Consider the following 18,490-nt stretch of genomic DNA (forward strand, 5'->3'; position numbering starts at 1 on the left):
TCCGGCCGCCCCGGTAATCTGGGCGAATGGAGTTCAATGCCGTGATTCTGGCGGGTGGCAGGGCCACCCGCCTCGGTGGCGTGCCCAAGCCGTCGTTGATGTACGACGGCGGGACGCTCCTTTCACGCGCCCTGCAGGCGGCCCGGGGTGCGTCAGCTGTGGTGGTGGTAGGTCCTGACGCTTCAGGAACGGGCGGTGAGCCGTTACCGGTCGAGGTGCTGCGGGCACGGGAGGAACCGGCATTTGCGGGTCCCGCCGCAGCGATTGCTGCGGGGTTGGCGGCGATGAAGGACAACGGAAACAACGCTCCCTGGACGCTCGTCCTGGCATGCGATATGCCGCACGTGTCCCGTGGCGTTTCGTTCCTCTGGAAAGCCCTGGAGGCCCATGCGGGGGTGGACGGTGCCATGGCTGTCTCTGCCGATGGCCGGAAGCAGCCCCTCCTTGGTGCCTACGGCACCAGTGCCCTCGAACGGGAAGTGGCTCAAGCTTCCGAAGGTTCCGGGTTAACGAACGCTTCAGTGTTCCGCCTGCTTGCTAGGCTGAACCTGCTGGACGTAGCCGTCCCCCCAGGCTCCACGGATGACGTGGATACATGGGAGGACGCTGCGGCCCTGGGCATTGACTACAAGTTGGAGGCGGACGTGAAGAGCCAGGAAGAGACGCTCGAGGAATGGTGCCGCACACTGCTGCAGGCATTCGAGCTTGAAGGCGTTGAAGTGGACGTCAATGAAGTGCTCGCTGTTGCCGGAGTGGCGGCGCACTCAGTGGTGCGCCCCGCAGCGCCCTTGACCACCTTCATTGCCGGCTACGCGGCGGGCATGGCCCGCGGCATTGGCCAGGCAAGCGATGATGCGTCCATGAATGCCGCCTTGGAACTGGCCCGCAAAGTTGCCAAGGAGTACTCGGAGTCCGAGGCTGACGCCGAATGACGGAGGCCCCCGCCGAGGGCCATCACGCGGCACACACCTGGCAGGAGGCCCGGCAGCGGGCGTTCGATTGTGCCGCTCCCATCCCTCCGGCTCCTGTCCCGCTCAGGTCAGCCCTCGGCCGCACCCTAGCTGCCGATGCCCGGGCGGTGCAGGATATGCCGCACTACGCTTCCTCAGCCATGGATGGGTGGGCCGTCAACGGAAGCGGTCCGTGGATCCTGAGTGAACCGGGCCAGAGGCTTGCTCCCCACCAAGCAAGTCCCATTGTTACGGGCGGGCTGATTCCGCCGGGTGCTAAAGCAGTACTTCGCAGCGAGAGCGGCGTCATAACCACCGACGACGACGGCCTTCCGGTCCTTGCGCTGGGCGGAACCGCCAAACCCGGCGAACCCCGCAACGGCCAGCACATCCGTAAAGCCGCAGAAGAAGCGGCGGCGGGGGAGGTCTTGCTTACTGCCGGAACCGTGCTCAACCCGGCCCACATCGCTTTGGCTGCGCTGGCCGGTCTGGACCAGCTGGAGGTCCTCGGCAAGCCGCTGGTCAGGTTTCTGCTGACGGGCTCCGAGGTTGTGGCACAAGGGGTTCCGCTGCCCGGACAAGTGCGTGATACTTTCGGCCCGCAATTGGGCGCTGTGGTGGAGCTCCTTGGTGGCATCGCAGGAGAGCAGCTCAGGGTGGGCGACAACTATGAAGAATGGATTTCCGCACTCCAGGACACCGAACCGGCCCTGGATGAGCTGACAGCTGATGACCCTTACCAGGAAACTGAGCCCCCGGCGGACGTCGTCATCACTACCGGCGGGACCGGTCGGTCCGGGACTGACCACTTCAGGCGGGCCGTGGCTGAACTCGGCGGCCGGCTGTTGATCGACGGCATTGCCATGCGCCCCGGTCATCCTGCTGTGCTGGCTGAACTGCCCGATGGCCGTTTTGTGCTGGGCCTGCCGGGAAATCCACTTGCCGCGATGATGGCGCTGCTAACGGTGGGTGCGCCGTTGCTGGCGGCTTTGGGTCATCGGCAGCTGGACGGGGTAGGTGAAGTTCCTTGCGGCGCCATGATCGACGCGGATCCCGGCCGGACCCGCCTGATGCCGTTCAAGCTGGTGTATGGCCTGGCATCGCCGGCGCAGCACACGGGTCCCGGGATGATGCGGGGCCTGGCCGGCGCGGACGGGGTCATGGTGGTACCGCCCCACGGAGTCCAACTGGGCGAGCTGGTCCCGGCGTTTGCCTTGCCGTGGGGCAAACCGTTGCCCGCGCCCAAGTCCGCGGAAGACAAGCCCCGCAAGGCCCCGGCGCGGCAGGCAAAGAAGACTCCCTCCGGCCCGGTGGACTGGAGCGCGCTGGACGCCTGAGTGCTGGACTCCGGAGCACTGCAGCGAACCAGGTGAGGGTGCTAACAAAGTGCAATGATGGACTTATGAACAGGCATGCTCCCGAACAGGACATCAATGAAGATGACCTGCAAATCCACCCACCCAAACAAGCCGCTGCCGGCCTCAAGGCTGTCACGGTGGCTCTTGAACGCGGTTACGCCCAGGCCGGAGTGGCCCGCACGGTCCGTTCCATGCTCAGGGTCAACCAGCACGACGGCTTCGATTGCCCGGGATGCGCCTGGCCCGAATCCATTACCGGCAGGCGCAGCCCCGCCGAGTTCTGCGAGAACGGCGCCAAGGCGATTGCCGAGGAAAGCACCACCCGCACTGTGGGCGCGGAATTTTGGGCGAAACACTCCCTGGCTGACCTCGAAGACAAGACCGAATACTGGCTGGGGAGCCAGGGAAGGTTGTCCGAGCCCGTGGTCATCAAGCCCGGGGATACACACTATTCGCCCATCAGCTGGACCGAGGCCTTCGCGCTGATCGGCGAGCACATCAACGCCACCACGCCGGACAAATGCGTTTTCTACACCTCCGGCCGTACGGCCAACGAGACCGCTTTCATGTATCAGTTGTTCGCCCGGAGCCTGGGCACCAACAACCTGCCCGACTGCTCCAACATGTGCCACGAATCCTCCGGCAGCGCACTGAACCCCACCATTGGAATCGGCAAGGGCACGGTCTCGCTGGAGGATATCCACCACGCCGAACTGGTCCTGGTGGTGGGCCAGAACCCGGGAACCAACCATCCCCGGATGCTGTCCGCACTGCGGGATTGCAAGAACAACGGCGGGAAGATCATCGCCGTCAACCCGCTTCCCGAGGCAGGCCTGCTGAACTTCAAGGACCCGCAGTCCCTCAACGGCGTAATTGGCGGTGGCACCACCATCGCGGACGAATTCCTGCAGATCAAGGTCGGTGGCGACCTCGCGCTGTTCCAGGCGCTGGGCCACCTGCTCCTGGAAGAAGAGCAGCGCAACCCGGGCACCGTCGTCGACCATTCCTTTATTGAGGGGCAGACCGAAGGTTTCGCCGCGTACAAGGAAGCACGTTCAGTCCTGGACTGGGAAGAGACCGGGCGCGCCACTGGCCTGACGCGTGCAGAGATCACCAAGGCCGCGGAAATGATGGCCGCGTCCAAGGCCACCATCATCTGTTGGGCCCTTGGACTGACCCAGCAGCCACACTCGGTGGATACCTTGCGCGAGATCATTAATCTGCTGCTGCTCCAAGGGAACTTCGGCAAGCGCGGTGCCGGAGCCTGCCCCGTCCGCGGGCACTCAAATGTGCAGGGCGACCGCACGATGGGGATCTGGGAGAAACCCAAGGAGCCGTTCCTGGCTGCGTTGGACAAGGAATTCGGCTTCCACATGCCGCGAGACCACGGCTATGACTCCGTGGAGACCCAACACGCCCTGGAGAAGGGCGAAGTGGATGTTTTCGTCTCCATGGGCGGGAATTTCGCTGCGGCCGGCTCGGATACGGCAGCCTTGGAAGAAGGGTTGAAGAGGGCAGGGCTGACGGTCCACATCTCCACCAAACCCAACCGTGCCCACGTGGTCCACGGCAAGACCTCCCTGATCCTGCCCACCCTGGGCCGGACGGACACCGACGACAAACACCCTAAAGGCAAGCAGTTCCTGTCCGTGGAAGACTCCATGTCCGTCATCCACAAGACGCAGGGGAGGCTGGAGCCGGTCTCTGAGCACCTCCTGAGTGAGCCTGTGATCGTAGCCCGGATGGCGCAAGCCACCCTGGGTGATGACCACAGCGTGGACTGGCGGTCCATGGCCGAGGACTACGACGTGATCCGGGACCACATCTCCAGGGTCATTCCCGGTTTTGAGGACTTCAACGCCCGGGTTCGGACCAAGAACGGCTTTGTGCTGCCCAACCCGCCCCGGGACACGCGGACCTTCGCCACGGACATCGGCAAGGGACGTTTCTCCGTGCGGCCACTTGAGTACCTCGAAGCGCCGCCGGGCCACTTGATCCTCCAGACCGTCCGCAGCCACGACCAGTACAACACCACCTTCTACGGTTTGGATGACCGGTATCGCGGCGTTTCGGAGGGGCGGCGGGTCATCCTGGTCCACCCGGATGACCTGAAGGAGCTGGGCTTCGAGGACCGGGACCTGGTGGATGTCATCTCCACCTTCGCGGGAACGGAACGGCGGGCCGACAAGTTCCGGCTCATCGGATACCCCACGGCCAAGGGCTGTGCCGCTGCGTACTTCCCGGAGGCCAACGCCCTGGTCCACCGCGAACTGGTGGCCAGGGAATCCAACACCCCCGGCTATAAGGCCATGACGGTTCACTTCGTCAAGCATGTGGAGAACGGAGCCTGATATGGGACGCGTGACCCAGCGCCGCAAGGTGCATAAGTTTGTCCTGGACGGCTCACCGCAGGCGCTGGAGCATCCTGTCCGATACAAGGAAGATGTACTGGCCGTGGAGGAGCCCCTGGAGATCCGCTTGGGGGAGATGTCCTTCTCCGTGACCATGCGGACCCCCGGGGACGACTTCGACCTCGTGGCCGGATTCCTCGTCTCGGAAGGGATCATCTGGGAGCCCGCCCAACTGATCTCTGAGCGATTCTGCGCGGGGGAGAACGAAGACGGTGTGCAGACCTTCAACGTGGTGGACGCACAACTCCGGCCTGACGTGGTGCGGCCCGATACCGGCCGGAACGTCTACACCTCCAGTTCCTGTGGAATCTGCGGGACGGACTCCATCGAAGCTGTCCGCAAGTCCTCCCATCACAGTCCGCGCGAGGACAACGTCACGGTGCCGGTCCGCGCCTTGGCCGCACTGCCGGACCGTCTCCGGGAGGCGCAAGCGGTCTTTGACAAAACGGGCGGTGTGCACGCTGCCGGACTCTTCCGGATTCACGACGACGGAACCACCGAGCTGCTCTGCCTGCGCGAAGATGTTGGCAGGCACAACGCGGTGGACAAGGTAGTGGGCTGGGCTTTGCGGGCGGGCATGCTGCCGCTGAGAGGGACAGTCCTCCAGGTCTCCGGGAGGGCGTCCTTTGAATTGGTCCAGAAGGCTGCCATGGCGGGCATTCCCGTGCTCTCCGCGGTCAGCGCACCGTCAAGCCTCGCAGCTGAACTCGCAGAAGAAACGGGGATTACGCTGGCAGGGTTCAGCCGGGGGCATAGTCTCAATGTCTATGCCGGCCGGGACAGAATCCTCGCAGAACCGGCCCCGGCAGATGCGCTGCCCGTAGGGGATAGCCGTCAATCACTTGGCTATTAGGCTGGAACAAAGTAGATTTTATCCATCGATTGGAAGCGCGGCGAGCCCAGAATCGCCGTCTGAACCTGCACGCCTGGTGCGTGTACCAAGCGTGAAATCCAGCTAAAGCCCAAAGGGGAATTAATTGCACGACGACCGCCGGATCACTGAACAGCGCCTCGATCGATTCGTTCGGGAACGCATTCTTCCGGCCATTTACGGGAGAGCCTTACCGCTGCAGCTCAGCAGCTGGGATGTTCCCGGCGAGCCCGTGCCGGCGGCAGAGGCTGTGCGCCAGCTCTTCACCCCGCAGGAGCACGGCGCCCCGTGGGGAAAGGCCTGGAGCACCAAGTGGCTCCACCTGCAGGGTGAAGTCCCGCAGGACTGGGGTATGGCTGAATCCACGTCGGTGGAAATCATCGTGGACCTCGGCTTCAACAGCGACGTCCCCGGGTTCCAGTGCGAGGGCACCGCCTGGCGCGCCGACGGCAGCATCATCAAGGCGATCTCGCCCCGGAACTATCACGTCCCCGTCAAACTGCTTGGCGGCGGACACTCCGTGGATTTTTATGTTGAAGCAGCGGCGAACCCGGACGTTGCCCAGGGGTGGTCCTTTGCTCCCACTCCGCTGGGAGACAAAGCGACGTCCGGCGACGAGCCCCGCTACCGCCTGGGCCGCATCGCCATGGCAGAGCTGAACGAGACGGTGTGGGAACTCAACCAGGACATCTGGACACTGAGCGGACTCATGCATGAACTTCCCATGGAACTTCCCCGCCGCCATGAAATCCTGCGGGCGCTGGAACGGATGCTGGACATCATGGACCCGGACGACGTCGCTGGAACTGCTGCGGCCGGTCGCGAAGCGCTGAAGGAAGTGCTGGGCCGGCCCGCTTATGCTTCCGCCCACCAGCTCCTGGCTACGGGCCATGCCCACATCGACTCCGCATGGTTGTGGCCTGTCCGCGAGACCATCCGTAAATGTGCCCGGACGTTCTCCAACGTGGTGGCACTCATGGACGAGGATCCTGACTTTGTGTTCTCCTGCTCCTCGGCCCAGCAGATGGCGTGGATCAAGGAGTACTTCCCTGAGCTCTTTGTCCGGATCCGGGAGAAGGTCAAGGCCGGTCAGTTCATCCCCGTGGGCGGCATGTGGGTGGAATCGGATACCAACATGCCCGGAGGCGAGGCCATGGCCCGCCAGTTCGTGGAGGGCAAGAGCTTCTTCCTGAAGGAATTCGACGTCGAATGCCAGGAGGCCTGGCTGCCGGACTCCTTCGGCTACTCCGGTGCCATCCCGCAGATCGTGAAGGAGGCCGGTTCCCGTTGGTTCCTGACACAGAAGATTTCCTGGAACAAGGTCAACCGGATGCCGCACCATACCTTCACCTGGGAGGGCATTGACGGAACCCGGCTGTTCACGCATTTCCCGCCGGTGGATACGTACAACGCTGAACTGCACGGCCGCGAACTGGCCCACGCGGAACGCAACTACCGCGAACACGGCCGCGGAACCATGTCACTGGTGCCGTTCGGTTATGGCGACGGCGGTGGCGGACCCACGCGTGAAATGGTGGCCGCCGCGCACCGCACTGCAGACCTTGAAGGTTCGCCGAAGGTCCGGATGGGCACTGCCAAGGACTTCTTCACCAAGGCCGAGGCGGAGTACACCAACCTTCCGGTCTGGGTGGGCGAGATGTACCTGGAAATGCACCGCGGAACTTACACCAGCCAAGCCAAGACCAAGCGAGGCAACCGCCGCAGCGAACACCTGCTGCGCGAGGCCGAGCTGTGGTGCTCCACCGCCGCCGTCCGTCTCGGTGCGGACTACACATATCCCCAAGCCGAGCTGAAGCGGCTCTGGCAACTGGTGCTCCTGCAGCAGTTCCACGACATCCTGCCGGGCAGCTCCATCGCCTGGGTCCACCAGGATGCCGAGCGCAACTATGAGGCCATTTCCCGTGACCTTGAGGCCATCATCAGCCATGCCGCCCAGGCTCTGGTGGGGACCGGCAGCACGGGCTACCTGCTCAACGCAGCCCCACATCCGCGCAGCGGCGTGCCGGCTCTGGCAATAGCCGAAGCCGATGGACCCGGCGACGATGTCCAGGTGGAGGAATACGGCGGCGGCTTCGTGCTGGACAACGGCATCATTCGTGCGGTTCTGGACGGCAACGGCCTGCTCACCTCCTTGGTGGACCATGCCGGCGGCCGCGACGCCATAGCCCCCGGGCAGTCCGGCAACCTGCTGGAGCTGTTCCGGGATACCCCCAATGAATGGGACGCGTGGGACATCGAAGAGTTCTATCGCCGGAACGTCACCCAGCTGACCCAAGCGGACACCATCGACCTCGAGCGCACGCCGCGTGGCGCCGTCGTGGTGGTCCAACGGAAGGTGGGCGCCTCCACCATCACCCAGCGCATCACGCTCGACGCCGGTGCCAAGTCCCTGGGGATCTCTACCACGGTGGACTGGCAGGAACGCGAAAAGATGCTGAAGATCGCCTTCCCGCTGGACGTCAGGGCGGATCGTTCGGCGTCCGAGACACAGTTCGGCCACGTCTTCCGGCCGACCCACACCAACACGTCCTGGGAAGCCGCCAAGTTCGAAATTTGCGCGCACCGCTGGATCCACGTCGCAGAACCAGGCTATGGAGTTGCCGTCAGCAACTCCTCCAGCTACGGACACGATGTCACCAGGGCGGTCCGCACCGATGGCGGTACGACGACGACGGTCCGCACCTCGCTGCTGCGCTCGGCCCGGTTCCCGGACCCTGAAGCCGACAGGGGAGAACACACCTTAGAGGTTTCCATCCGGCCCGGCGCTGAAATCGCCGATGCCGTGGAAGAGGGCTACCGCACCAACCTGAAGCCACGGTTCGTGACCGGTGGGCACCCCGTGGAGCCGCTGGTTTCGGTCTCGAACCCGGCCATTGTGGTGGAAGCCGTGAAGCTGGCCGAGGACGGATCCGGCGACGTGATCGTCCGGCTCTACGAATCGCTGGGGGAGCGCTCAGCTGCCACGGTACGGCCCGGATTTGAGGTAGTTGGTGCCACTGCCACCGACCTACTGGAACGCGTTGCAGAGGCGCCTGGAGTGACGGTGGGGGAACGCTCGGAGGTGGAGCTGGTGCTTCGGCCGTTCCAACTGGTGACCCTGCGCTTCACACGCTGACCCGGAATACAGTAGAACGCCGGCGGCCTTGCACGGGAAATCGTGCAAGGCCGCCGGCGTTTGTGGTGGTGGCGCGGTGGGTTATTCGACCAATTCGACGTCCACTGCATCCTTCAGAATCTGAACCCGCAAGGGGATCACGGCGTCGTAGCTCTTGATTTCGTCGGCGATCCTCTTTGAGAAGACTTCCTCCACCAAGACGGGCATGTCCTTGACGCCGGACAGGTACCGTTTGGCGGCAAAATCGAACTCCGAGCGGTTGTACCTGATCCTTGCGTTGAGGACCTTCAGTTCGTCGGCAATCTTGAGGAACTCCTCGTCGGAGGCGTTGCGTGCGGTGGCATCATCGGTCTTTTGGACCATTTGATCCTTGAGCCGGACGAATTCGTTGTAGTTCTCTTCCGATTTCGCCGTGATCTCCGCGTTGGATTCGAGCTGCGCGACGCTGTTGTCAAAGGTGCGGGCAAATTCGACATAGGCCACATTCTTTGATTGCTTGAGTTGGTTCGCAGCTTCCCTGCAGGGGGCCGCGGCCTGGCTGAGCAAGGTTTGGCGTTCCCTCAAGGTTGAGGCCTTGGAACCGACGAACAAACCGTTGCATCCTGCGCCGTCAGCCCGGAAAAGGCCTTCAAACTCCGGGTAGGACTCCACCAGGCCTTCCATATGGTCAACGAAGCCACCGTACGAGCCGCCAAGTTGCCCGACGGCGATGCCGACCCCGTCTTCCTTCGAAGAGTGGGCATCCTGGACGTTCTTCAGCGCTGTCCGGGCAGCCTCCACCGCGCGTTGGAACTCCTCGCGCTCCGTGGAGGAATTCTTCTCAGCTTCCTCCTGCGAGGCCGGGGCATTCCGCGCCTTCTTGTACGCCGCGAGATACGCATTGGCCGCAGGCTGAAGCTTGCTCCGGGCGTCCACCAGGGCGGAGACATGCTGGTCCTTCAGCGTCTGCAGGCTTTCCTTGCGTTGTTGGCCGGAGATTTGGGTCACCGCCACGACAGCCGCTGCGGCCACCAGCAGCAGGACAACGACACTGGAGACCAGGATGAGGGCCAGCTTGCGCTTCTTGGGCGCCGGCTGCTGTGCGGGGTCCGGTTGAGGCGTGGGTCCGGGTTCGATCGTCATGGCCTATTCCCCGTCCTTGCCTGAAGCATCAAACTGGTCCGTGCGTTTCCTGAGGGCACTTTCAAAGGCCTTGTTGGACTCGTTGGCATTGTTGATGAGCTGGGTGTATTTCTCTGTCGCGGTGCCCTCATACTTCGTTTCGGCGGTTTTGAGGGCGTCGTTGATTTCCAGCATGGCGAGTCCGGCCAGCGTGCGTTTGGCGGTGCGTTCGAAGTCGTCCTTGGCATCCAGGACTTCCTGCTGTTTGTCCCGCTGTCCGCGGATAATGCCTTCAACCGATGTCAGGAGTTCGGTGGTATCGGCATCGGTGCCGTCTTTGGCAGCGCCAACGGCGGTAAGGCAGGCGTCAGCGCCCTTGACGTAGTCTTCGGAATACGTCTCGCTGCCAACATTCAGGGACGAATGCAGCGGAGCGCATGGCCCACCGAGGGATTGGGTGACCTTGGCGGTGTTGACCGCCAATTGGTCGTTGTAGGCGATGACGGCCCCGTAGTTTTCCTTGAAACGATTGTAGGCCTCGCTGATTTCCTGCTCCTGCACCGCTGGTGATGAACCCATCCGGTCAAGGCGATCCCGGTTTATCCCGGACTCGCGTTTCAGGAGGTCACCATCCTGGCTGAGGACAGTGTCCTGTGCCTCTTGCCCGGCAGTTTCGGACATCACGTTCGTCAGCCGTACCGAAAAGCGGGTGACCAGTGGATCGTAGAGGTTCATCGAGTTGTCCAGAATGGCGCGCTCCTTGTCCAAGCGGACAACATCTGCGCGCTGAACGCCTGCCGGGCGAGAGAGGACAAACCACGTGCCAAGCCCTCCAGCCACAACGGCAGCGGCAACAACTGCGGCAATGATGACGGCACGCCGGGGCTTCCTGCGCCCCGGTTCGGCTGCTGTATCCAAAGTCTTTTCCCCCATTTTCCTTGAGTCTCCTAGACGTCGTGCTGGAGCCGTTTCACAAAAAGCTTGGTCCGTTCCTGCGTGGGCGCACGCAGGACCTCGGCAGCAGGACCTCGTTCCACCACCACACCGCCGTCCATGAAGATGACCTCGTCCGCTACGTGTTGGGCGAAGGCGAGCTCGTGGGTCACGATCACCATGGTCCAGCCTTCCTCGGCGAGTTCCTTGATAACACCCAGGACTTCCCCCACCAGTTCCGGGTCCAACGCAGAGGTCGGTTCGTCGAACAGCAGCAGTTGGGGCTTAAGCGCCAGCGCCCTGACGATGCCTACACGTTGCTGCTGGCCACCGGAGAGTTCAAAAGGGTAGGCGTCGCGTTTATCTGCCAGGCCCACGCGTTCCAAGAGCCGTTCTGCCTCCGCGATGGCCTCGGCCCGTGGCCTCTTCTGGACCTGGATGGGGCCCTCGGTGATGTTCTTCAGGACCGTCATGTGCGGGAACAGGTTGTAGTGCTGGAAGACCATGGCGCTGCGGTCACGCAAGGCGGCAAGATCCTTCTTGCCAACCTTCGCGCCGAAGTCGATGGCGAGTTCACCTCCGCCGTCGCTGTCCCCGAAGGTGACCGTGCCGCCGTCGGGAATTTCAAGGCCGTTAAGCGATCGCAGGACGGTGGTCTTCCCGGATCCCGATGGCCCGATCAGGGCCACCACCTGGCCGCGGCGGATATCGACATCGATGTCGCGCAACACCACGTTGCTGCCGAATGCCTTGGCGAGGCTGCGGGCCTTCAGGACTGATGTGGAGTGTGGTTCGTTAGTGGGCGACATAGCGGTCCAATCTCCTTTCCACGGCGGACTGCCCCGTGGAAAGGACCAGGCAAATGACCCAATAGACCAGGGCCGCCTGCAGGTACAGGGTCATGAACTCCTGGCTGAAAGCAGCGATCTGCTGGGCATTGCGGAAGAGTTCGGTGACCAGGATCAGCGACGCGAGGGAGGTGTCTTTCACCAGCGAAATGAAGGTGTTGGACAAAGGCGGTACTGACACCCTGGCAGCTTGGGGGAGGATGATGCGCACCAGCGTCTGCGGCCTGGACATGCCGATGGTGTGGCCTGCTTCCCATTGGCCCTTGGGCACGGACAAAATGGCTGCCCGGATGATTTCGGCGGCGTAACCGCCCACGTTCAACGAGAACGCGATGATGGCACTCGGCCAGGGATCAAGCCGGATGCCAATGCTGGGGAGGCCGAAGAAGATCACGAAGAGTTGCACCAGCAGGGGAGTGCCGCGGATGACCGATACGTAGAACCGGCCGATTCCGGACAGCAGCCAGTTGGGGCTCAGCCGCAATAGGGCAACAACCAACGCCAGAACCAGCCCGAAGGCGAATGAAGCGAGCGTCAGGGGAATGGTGCCCGTCACGGCGCCTGTGATGATCGGCCCGAAGGAACTCCAGATGAGGTCCCAGTTCATCTATTTGGTGACGTCCGCGCCGAAGTACTTTTCGGAGATCTTTGCCATGGTTCCATCTGCCTGGAGGTCGGCCAGGGCCTTGTCCACGGCCGCCGTGAGTTCCGTTGAACCCTTGCGGAAGACGAACGCGCTTTCGGTCTTCTCGGGCGCTTCGGCCGCGACCTTCAGACCGGAGTCAGGGGTGTTCTTGGCGTAGTCGAGGTACGTGAGCTTGTCATTCACGGTCGCGTCCACGCGGCCCTGCTGGACCAGCGTGGCGGACTGTGCCCACCCTTCCACTGCCTGCACATTGGCGCCGGCTTCCACGGCCATTTTGTAGAAGTTGCTGGTCAGCGACTGGGCGGTGGTCTTGCCTTTGAGGTCCGCGAAACTGTTGATGCCGGTGTTGTCCGACTTGGTCACCACGACGCCTGTGGAGATGGTGTACGGAGTGGAGAACTCGTACTTGGCCTTGCGTTCGTCGTTGATGGAAATCTGGTTGGCGATGGTGTCGAAGCGCTTGGAGTCCAAGCCGGCAAAGATGCCATCAAACTGTGTCTCCTGGAACGTTGCCTTCACGCCGAGCTTTCCGGCCACAGCCTGTGCGATCTCGACATCGAAACCTGTGAGGTCCCCGGCGCCCTCTGCATGGAAGCTGAAGGGGCGGTAGGTGCCCTCGGTGGCGATGACCAACTCACCCTTGGACTTGACGTCCGAAAGGGAGGTGTCTCCGCCTGACTGAGCGGGAGTTGAACCCCCACCGCACGCTGTGAGCGCTAGGGCGGCCGAGGCCAGAGTGGCGGCAATGACGGAGCGGCGGGTGCGAAGGCTGTTCATGGAGCCATCTTAGCCACCGTAAGGAGCCTTGCTGGGAGTGGGACCGCTGATGCCCGCACCAAGGGCGTTAAAAAGGCTGAGTGGGGGCGGTCCCCAACAGCCCGCCACCACTCATCCCCCCAATTGTGATCGCATGGGCGCCACATCCACCGGAAACCCGTTCTCTGATTCCGGTGTCAGGCTGCAAACCGTGTTCACACATTCATGATTGTGCCACGATCTAATGCTTTTGTGAAAGTCTTACGCTGCGAGACGTTGTTTTCTTCGCGAATAGGCCTTGGAGAACCAGATTCCGGCCAGGCCAATGCACGTGGACATGGCTGCCGAGTAGTTGATGAGGACCCTTAGCCATGCCTCGGAAAAGGGGATCAACGGGAAAAGTTGGGACAGCAGGAGCAGGCTCAATCCCAGGAGCAGCAACGCCGAAGCTACCCGGAGCAGCACAGGGGCCGCGCTCACCACGGTCCGCCAGATCGCGGGCACCAAGCAGGCCGCTACGAATCCCGGGTAGAAGCGCCCCATGAACGCATAGGCCTCCAGGGACGGCCCCCAGGTCAGTCCGCTCATGCCCGCTGAGGACCCTCGCGTGTCCGTGATGACGAAGAAGTAGACGGTAAGGATTGCCACGATGGCCCCGACACAAAGACCAACGGGACCCCGGATGGCACGGACGGCAGAGGGCGAACCGAACGCGGTGGCGATCTTGATGCCCATGAGGAAGAACGTGGCATACAGGAGGAAGCGCAGGATCAGGTTCCCGACGTTTATTCCGCCAAGCCAGCCGTCAAGGACCAGGTAGGGCGCTTCGATGCTGATGAAAATGCTCAACGAGATCAGGGAGAAGATGTAGAACACCACACGGTTCTCGCCCCGCAATGCGCTGGGGATCCGTGCGACCGTGACAGCCAGGCATACAACCAGCGTCACCCATGGCAGGACAGCCGTCATCCTAGGTTCTCCCAAATTCTTTCGGTACGTTCGTGGTCTTGTTCCTGGCGCTTCAAGGTCTTGCCCAGTGCCAGGAGCCGTTCGCCGGCCAGGGTAACCAGCGAGCTTTGGGTCATTCGGTCCAGGGCTTCCCGGCGGGCATTCGGTGGCCACCCGGCCTCGGCCTCAGTGATCAGCCCGCCAGCTACCAGTCCTCCGGCGGGTCCGACGCCGGCAGCCCGGGAAGTGGCGATGGCCAGTTCCGGCGGCAGCCTGTTGGCCGTCAGATGGGCCGAGAAGTTCTGCGGCGCAATCCCGGTGGCTTCGCTGACGCGGTGCCGCAACTCGCCGTCGTCGATCGCGTCTACCCAGTTCCGCACCGACGTAGGGTGCGGAGGTTCGGAAAGCAGGGCCGCAGGGGCAGCGCTTGGCTCGCTGCGTTCCACCACTGGCCGCAGCAGATCGATCGTGGCGACCTGGCTGACCAGTTCACAGGGCGTCGGGGGCACCGGGCCACCCCTGAGGTCGGCGTAAAGGTCAAACGTCGACAGGGCCTGCACCGGATCCACCTGGAATCCGCGGCTGATGCTCACCAGCGTGGACTCGGCAACCTTTCCGCGGACCAGTTGCTGGGCCAGCGTTGTCCGTTTGATGCCGGCGATCCTGCAGACATCAGCCGTGCTGGCGTTGGGCGCGACGCCGTGAAGCCAGCGCTGGAACGCCTTGGACGGTAAGGGCATGGGGAACTTTCCGGGACGGGTCGCGGGGGAGGGTATGAGAAAGCCGCACGTGGGAGTACGAAACGATTTTACGCCGACGCCACATTGAATTATGCTTGATGCTTGAACCCGTTGGTCCGTACACCCCCCAAGTCCGGACCAACGGGTTTTTCCATGCCTGCGGGAATCGCGGCCTGAGTTCCTGCGTTTCCCTGCTGGAGGATAGACACATGACAGCAACCTTGGTGGCCAAGGATCTTGCCGGTGGCCACGGCCATCGCACCCTTTTTTCCGACCTTTCCCTGACCGTTGCGCCCGGCGACGTTGTGGGCGTCGTGGGGGCGAACGGCGCCGGAAAGTCCACGCTGCTTCGCATCCTGGCCGGCGTGGACCAGTCGCAAGCGGGCAGCGTCAGCCTGGCGCCGTCGGACGCGTTTGTGGGCTGGCTGCCCCAGGAGCACGAGCGCACTGCGGGGGAGACCATCGCTGCCTACATTGCGCGCCGGACGGGGTGCGCCCAGGCCACCGTGGAGATGGAAACAACCGCCGAGGCCCTCGGGTCCGGGGCTCCGGGGTCCGATGACGCGTACTCCTTGGCCTTCGACCGCTGGATGGCCTCCGGGGCAGCGGACCTTGAGGACCGCATTCCGGCTGTGCTGTCCGATCTCGGTCTGGAACTTGGCGCCGACGCCCTCATGACAGGGCTCTCCGGTGGGCAGGCAGCACGCGTGGCTTTGGCCGCGCTGCTGCTCAGCCGCTTCGATGTCGTCCTCCTCGACGAGCCCACCAACGATCTCGACCTTGACGGCCTTGCCCGTCTTGAAGCTTTTGTTCAGGGCCTGCGGGGCGGCGCTGTCCTGGTGTCCCACGACCGCGAATTCCTGGCCCGCTGCGTCACCACTGTGGTGGAACTGGACCTCGCGCAGAACTCCGTGGCCGTGTATGACGGCGGCTACGAGGCGTTCCTCGAAGAGCGCGCCGTGGCCAAGCGCCACGCCCGTGAACGCTACGACGAATTCGCCAACACCAAAGCAGACCTCATCTCCCGTGCGCGCACCCAGCGCGAATGGAGTTCCCAGGGCGTCCGGAACGCCATGAAAAAGAACCCGGACAACGACAAGATCCGTCGCGCCGCAAGCAGCGAATCGTCTGAGAAGCAGGCCCAGAAGGTCCGGCAGATGGAGTCGCGCATTGCCCGCCTCACCGAGGTGGAGGAGCCGCGCAAGGAGTGGCAGCTGCAGTTCAGCATCGGCCAGGCACCCCGCTCAAGTGCCGTCGTCGCCACCTTGCGTGACGTCGTCGCGCGCCAAGGTGACTTCACGTTGGGACCGGTGAACCTCCAACTCAACGGCGGCGAACGCATCGGCATCACAGGACCCAACGGCGCCGGTAAATCGACACTGCTGCGCCTGTTGCTTGGAACGCAGGAACCGGACGACGGCGATGCCTCCATGGGTGCCTCCGTCGCCGTCGGCGAGATTGACCAAGCACGTGGACTGCTCGACGGCGGGCAGCCGCTTGGTGACGCCGTCGAAGCCGTGCTGGTGGACTGGAACAGCGCCGATGTCCGGACGCTCCTGGCCAAGTTCGGGCTGAAGGCCGACCACACCTCGCGCACGGTGGATTCGTTGTCCCCAGGGGAGCGGACACGTGCGGCCCTTGCGCTGCTGCAGGCCCGTGGCGTGAACCTGCTGGTACTGGACGAGCCCACCAACCACCTGGACCTCCCGGCGATCGAGCAACTCGAAGAGGCGCTGGAACACTACGAGGGCGCACTCCTGCTGGTCACCCACGATCGCCGGCTGCTGGAAAACGTGCGCCTCGATTCACGCTGGCACCTCAACAACGGACAGGTCCAGGAACTGCACCACACCCCCAGCCAGGAGAAGCAACCATGAGCATGGACCGCGTGGCCTGGAGCTCGCTGTACAACATCACCACTGCCAAGAGCGGATCCAAGCCGTTCTCCAAGGAAACCCTGAAGCGGGTCATGGCCTTCGCCGCACCGCACAAGGGCAAGCTCATCGCCTTCGTGATCGCTTCAATCGCAGGTGCTTTCCTGGCTGTCGCCACGCCCGTGCTGGCAGGCCAGGTGGTTGATGCCATCATCGCCAACGCCGGGGTGGGGACGGTCATTTGGCTTGCGGTCCTGATCGCCATCGTCGCCGTAGGTGAAGCCGGTGTGGGGCTGGTGACCCGCTGGCTGTCCTCCATCATTGGCGAGGGCGTCATTGTGGACCTCCGCACCCGCGTGTTCGACCACGTTCAGCGCATGCCTATCGCCTTCTTTACGAGAACCCGGACGGGCGCGCTGGTCAGCCGCCTCAACAACGATGTCATCGGGGCGCAGTCCGCCTTCGCCGGCACGCTGTCCGGCGTCGTCAGCAACGTGGTGGCTTTGGTCCTGACCCTGGTGGTCATGTTGAACACCTCCTGGCTGGTCACTGTGCTGGCCATGGTGTTGCTGCCGATCTTCCTGATCCCGGCCCGGCGCATGGGCTCCAAACTGGCCGACCTCCGCCGTGAAGCTGCCGCGCACAACGCCGCCATGGGCACACAAATGACCGAAAGGTTCTCTGCCCCGGGCGCCACGTTGGTGAAGTTGTTCGGCCGCCCGGATGAAGAGTCCCGTGAATTTGCTGAGCGGGCAGGCCGGGTCCGGGACATCGGAATCCGGACCGCCATGCTCCAGTTCACGTTTGTCACGGCCCTGACGTTGGTATCGGCGCTCGCCTTGGCCCTGGTCTATGGCCTGGGCGGTTGGCTGGCGCTCGGCGGGCAGCTTGCCCCGGGCGATGTTGTGGTCCTGGCGCTCCTTCTCACTCGGCTTTACGCCCCACTGACAGCCCTGTCCAATGCCCGGGTGGAAATCATGAGCGCATTGGTCAGTTTCGAGCGGGTCTTTGAAATCCTTGACCTGAAGCCGCTGATCACGCAGAAGCCCGACGCAGTGGCTGTTCCGACCGGGCCGGTTGCTGTGGAATTCGACGACGTCCGGTTCTCCTACCCCTCCGCCGAAAAGGTATCGCTGGCTTCCCTGGAGGACGTTGCCACCTTGGATACCCGCGGCGGGGAGGAAGTCCTGCACGGGGTCAGCTTCCGGGTTGAACCCGGACAGACCGTAGCCCTGGTGGGTTCCTCGGGCGCCGGCAAGTCCACCGTGGCCCAACTGCTCTCACGCTTGTACGACGTCGACTCCGGCGCGGTGCGCCTGGGCGGACAACAGCCAGGAGCCGGTGTGGACGTTCGCGACCTCAGTTTCGATTCCCTCCGGGACACCATGGGCATGGTGACCCAGGACGGGCACCTGTTCCACGAAACCATCGCCTCCAACCTGCGCCTCGCCCGGCCCGATGCCACCGAAGAGGACATGTGGGATGTGCTCCGGCGGGCACGCCTGGAGCCGATGATCCGGTCCTTGCCCGATGGCCTCGAAACCGTGGTGGGAGAGCGCGGCTACCGGCTGTCCGGCGGCGAACGCCAACGGCTCACCATTGCCCGCCTGCTCATCAAGCAGCCCCGCGTAGTGATTCTCGATGAGGCCACAGCAGCGCTGGACTCCACCAACGAAGCCGCCGTCCAGGCGGCCCTGGGTGAGGCACTCGAGGGGCGTACCGCCGTCGTGATTGCGCACCGGTTGTCCACCATCCGTGCGGCCGACGCCATTCTGGTGGTGGAAGACGGCAGGATCGTGGAGCGTGGCACGCACACCGAACTGCTGGCCGCGGACGGACGTTACGCCGAGCTGTACCAAACGCAGTTCGCTGAGGCCACGGCGGTGGCGCAGGAAGCTGTCCCGGAGCTGTAGGGCTT

14 protein-coding genes are annotated in these 18,490 nt (G+C 63.5%); 7 read left to right on the forward strand and 7 right to left on the reverse strand.

Annotation, left to right across the window (positions count from 1 at the left end; all coding sequences use genetic code 11):
- Positions 1-26: 26 nt before the first annotated feature.
- From ABQM86_RS05695 to ABQM86_RS05715, 5 genes are all read left to right on the forward strand, one after another.
- Entirely contained in the window at positions 27-932 is a 906-nt protein-coding gene (locus ABQM86_RS05695) for an NTP transferase domain-containing protein (protein ID WP_337340897.1), read from the forward strand.
- The gene (locus tag ABQM86_RS05700; RefSeq protein ID WP_207596583.1) at positions 929-2,287 is read left to right on the forward strand and encodes a molybdopterin molybdotransferase MoeA; all 1,359 of its coding nucleotides are present in this window, start codon (positions 929-931) and stop codon (positions 2,285-2,287) included. Before ABQM86_RS05695 ends, ABQM86_RS05700 begins: the two co-directional genes overlap by 4 nt.
- Positions 2,288-2,352: 65 nt before the next feature.
- Positions 2,353-4,659 carry an FdhF/YdeP family oxidoreductase gene (locus ABQM86_RS05705; protein ID WP_280627097.1) on the forward strand — a complete coding sequence of 769 codons (2,307 nt, stop codon included), beginning with the start codon at positions 2,353-2,355 and terminating at the stop codon, positions 4,657-4,659.
- A 1-nt stretch (position 4,660) separates the two neighbouring features.
- Positions 4,661-5,572 carry a formate dehydrogenase accessory sulfurtransferase FdhD gene (fdhD, locus tag ABQM86_RS05710; RefSeq protein ID WP_207596585.1) on the forward strand — a complete coding sequence of 304 codons (912 nt, stop codon included), beginning with the start codon at positions 4,661-4,663 and terminating at the stop codon, positions 5,570-5,572.
- Positions 5,573-5,696: 124 nt separating this feature from the next.
- The gene (locus tag ABQM86_RS05715) at positions 5,697-8,726 is read left to right on the forward strand and encodes a glycoside hydrolase family 38 C-terminal domain-containing protein (RefSeq protein ID WP_280627100.1); all 3,030 of its coding nucleotides are present in this window, start codon (positions 5,697-5,699) and stop codon (positions 8,724-8,726) included.
- An 81-nt stretch (positions 8,727-8,807) separates the two neighbouring features.
- Here ABQM86_RS05715 and ABQM86_RS05720 read toward each other — a convergent pair whose 3' ends face one another.
- The 7 genes from ABQM86_RS05720 to ABQM86_RS05750 form a co-directional block, all read right to left on the reverse strand.
- A complete protein-coding gene (locus tag ABQM86_RS05720) occupies positions 8,808-9,848 on the reverse strand; it encodes a hypothetical protein (RefSeq protein ID WP_369746129.1) in 1,041 nt (346 codons plus the stop codon).
- A gap of 3 nt (positions 9,849-9,851) precedes the next feature.
- Positions 9,852-10,760 carry a hypothetical protein gene (locus tag ABQM86_RS05725; protein WP_369746130.1) on the reverse strand — a complete coding sequence of 303 codons (909 nt, stop codon included), beginning with the start codon at positions 10,758-10,760 and terminating at the stop codon, positions 9,852-9,854.
- Between the two features lie 14 nt (positions 10,761-10,774).
- Positions 10,775-11,569 (reverse strand): amino acid ABC transporter ATP-binding protein, encoded by a 795-nt coding sequence (locus ABQM86_RS05730; protein WP_280627105.1) that lies wholly within the window; start codon positions 11,567-11,569, stop codon positions 10,775-10,777.
- On the reverse strand, positions 11,556-12,215 hold the full coding sequence (locus tag ABQM86_RS05735; RefSeq protein ID WP_207596590.1) for an amino acid ABC transporter permease: 660 nt from the start codon (positions 12,213-12,215) through the stop codon (positions 11,556-11,558). The genes ABQM86_RS05730 and ABQM86_RS05735 overlap by 14 nt, the downstream gene beginning before the upstream one ends.
- Positions 12,216-13,031, reverse strand: a complete 816-nt coding sequence (locus ABQM86_RS05740; RefSeq protein WP_207596591.1) for an amino acid ABC transporter substrate-binding protein — start codon at positions 13,029-13,031, stop codon at positions 12,216-12,218.
- 240 nt (positions 13,032-13,271) lie between these two features.
- Positions 13,272-13,979: a hypothetical protein gene (locus ABQM86_RS05745; RefSeq protein ID WP_207596592.1), complete on the reverse strand. Its 708-nt coding sequence runs from the start codon at positions 13,977-13,979 to the stop codon at positions 13,272-13,274.
- Positions 13,976-14,698: a hypothetical protein gene (locus tag ABQM86_RS05750; RefSeq protein WP_369746131.1), complete on the reverse strand. Its 723-nt coding sequence runs from the start codon at positions 14,696-14,698 to the stop codon at positions 13,976-13,978. The genes ABQM86_RS05745 and ABQM86_RS05750 overlap by 4 nt, the downstream gene beginning before the upstream one ends.
- A gap of 209 nt (positions 14,699-14,907) precedes the next feature.
- On the opposite strand from ABQM86_RS05750, the gene ABQM86_RS05755 reads away from it, so the two are divergent.
- Together ABQM86_RS05755 and ABQM86_RS05760 are read left to right on the forward strand one after the other, a co-directional pair.
- Positions 14,908-16,575, forward strand: a complete 1,668-nt coding sequence (locus tag ABQM86_RS05755; RefSeq protein WP_207596594.1) for an ABC-F family ATP-binding cassette domain-containing protein — start codon at positions 14,908-14,910, stop codon at positions 16,573-16,575.
- Positions 16,572-18,485: an ABC transporter ATP-binding protein gene (locus ABQM86_RS05760; RefSeq protein ID WP_207596595.1), complete on the forward strand. Its 1,914-nt coding sequence runs from the start codon at positions 16,572-16,574 to the stop codon at positions 18,483-18,485. The genes ABQM86_RS05755 and ABQM86_RS05760 overlap by 4 nt, the downstream gene beginning before the upstream one ends.
- Positions 18,486-18,490 lie beyond the last annotated feature (5 nt).

Origin of the sequence: Paenarthrobacter sp. AMU7, from assembly GCF_041200195.1 — a bacterium.
Lineage (GTDB): Bacteria > Actinomycetota > Actinomycetes > Actinomycetales > Micrococcaceae > Arthrobacter.

Bases quoted from the DNA above. Each gene is read 5' to 3' on its own strand.
- ABQM86_RS05705 (WP_280627097.1), top strand. From the start codon at position 2,353: ATGAACAGGCATGCTCCCGAACAGGACATCAATGAAGATGACCTGCAA.
- ABQM86_RS05760 (WP_207596595.1), top strand. From the start codon at position 16,572: ATGAGCATGGACCGCGTGGCCTGGAGCTCGCTGTACAACATCACCACT.
- ABQM86_RS05730 (WP_280627105.1), bottom strand. From the start codon at position 11,569: ATGTCGCCCACTAACGAACCACACTCCACATCAGTCCTGAAGGCCCGC.
- ABQM86_RS05700 (WP_207596583.1), top strand. From the start codon at position 929: ATGACGGAGGCCCCCGCCGAGGGCCATCACGCGGCACACACCTGGCAG.
- ABQM86_RS05720 (WP_369746129.1), bottom strand. From the start codon at position 9,848: ATGACGATCGAACCCGGACCCACGCCTCAACCGGACCCCGCACAGCAG.
- ABQM86_RS05755 (WP_207596594.1), top strand. From the start codon at position 14,908: ATGACAGCAACCTTGGTGGCCAAGGATCTTGCCGGTGGCCACGGCCAT.
- ABQM86_RS05750 (WP_369746131.1), bottom strand. From the start codon at position 14,698: ATGCCCTTACCGTCCAAGGCGTTCCAGCGCTGGCTTCACGGCGTCGCG.
- fdhD (WP_207596585.1), top strand. From the start codon at position 4,661: ATGGGACGCGTGACCCAGCGCCGCAAGGTGCATAAGTTTGTCCTGGAC.
- ABQM86_RS05735 (WP_207596590.1), bottom strand. From the start codon at position 12,215: ATGAACTGGGACCTCATCTGGAGTTCCTTCGGGCCGATCATCACAGGC.
- ABQM86_RS05725 (WP_369746130.1), bottom strand. From the start codon at position 10,760: ATGGGGGAAAAGACTTTGGATACAGCAGCCGAACCGGGGCGCAGGAAG.
- ABQM86_RS05745 (WP_207596592.1), bottom strand. From the start codon at position 13,979: ATGACGGCTGTCCTGCCATGGGTGACGCTGGTTGTATGCCTGGCTGTC.
- ABQM86_RS05695 (WP_337340897.1), top strand. From the start codon at position 27: ATGGAGTTCAATGCCGTGATTCTGGCGGGTGGCAGGGCCACCCGCCTC.
- ABQM86_RS05740 (WP_207596591.1), bottom strand. From the start codon at position 13,031: ATGAACAGCCTTCGCACCCGCCGCTCCGTCATTGCCGCCACTCTGGCC.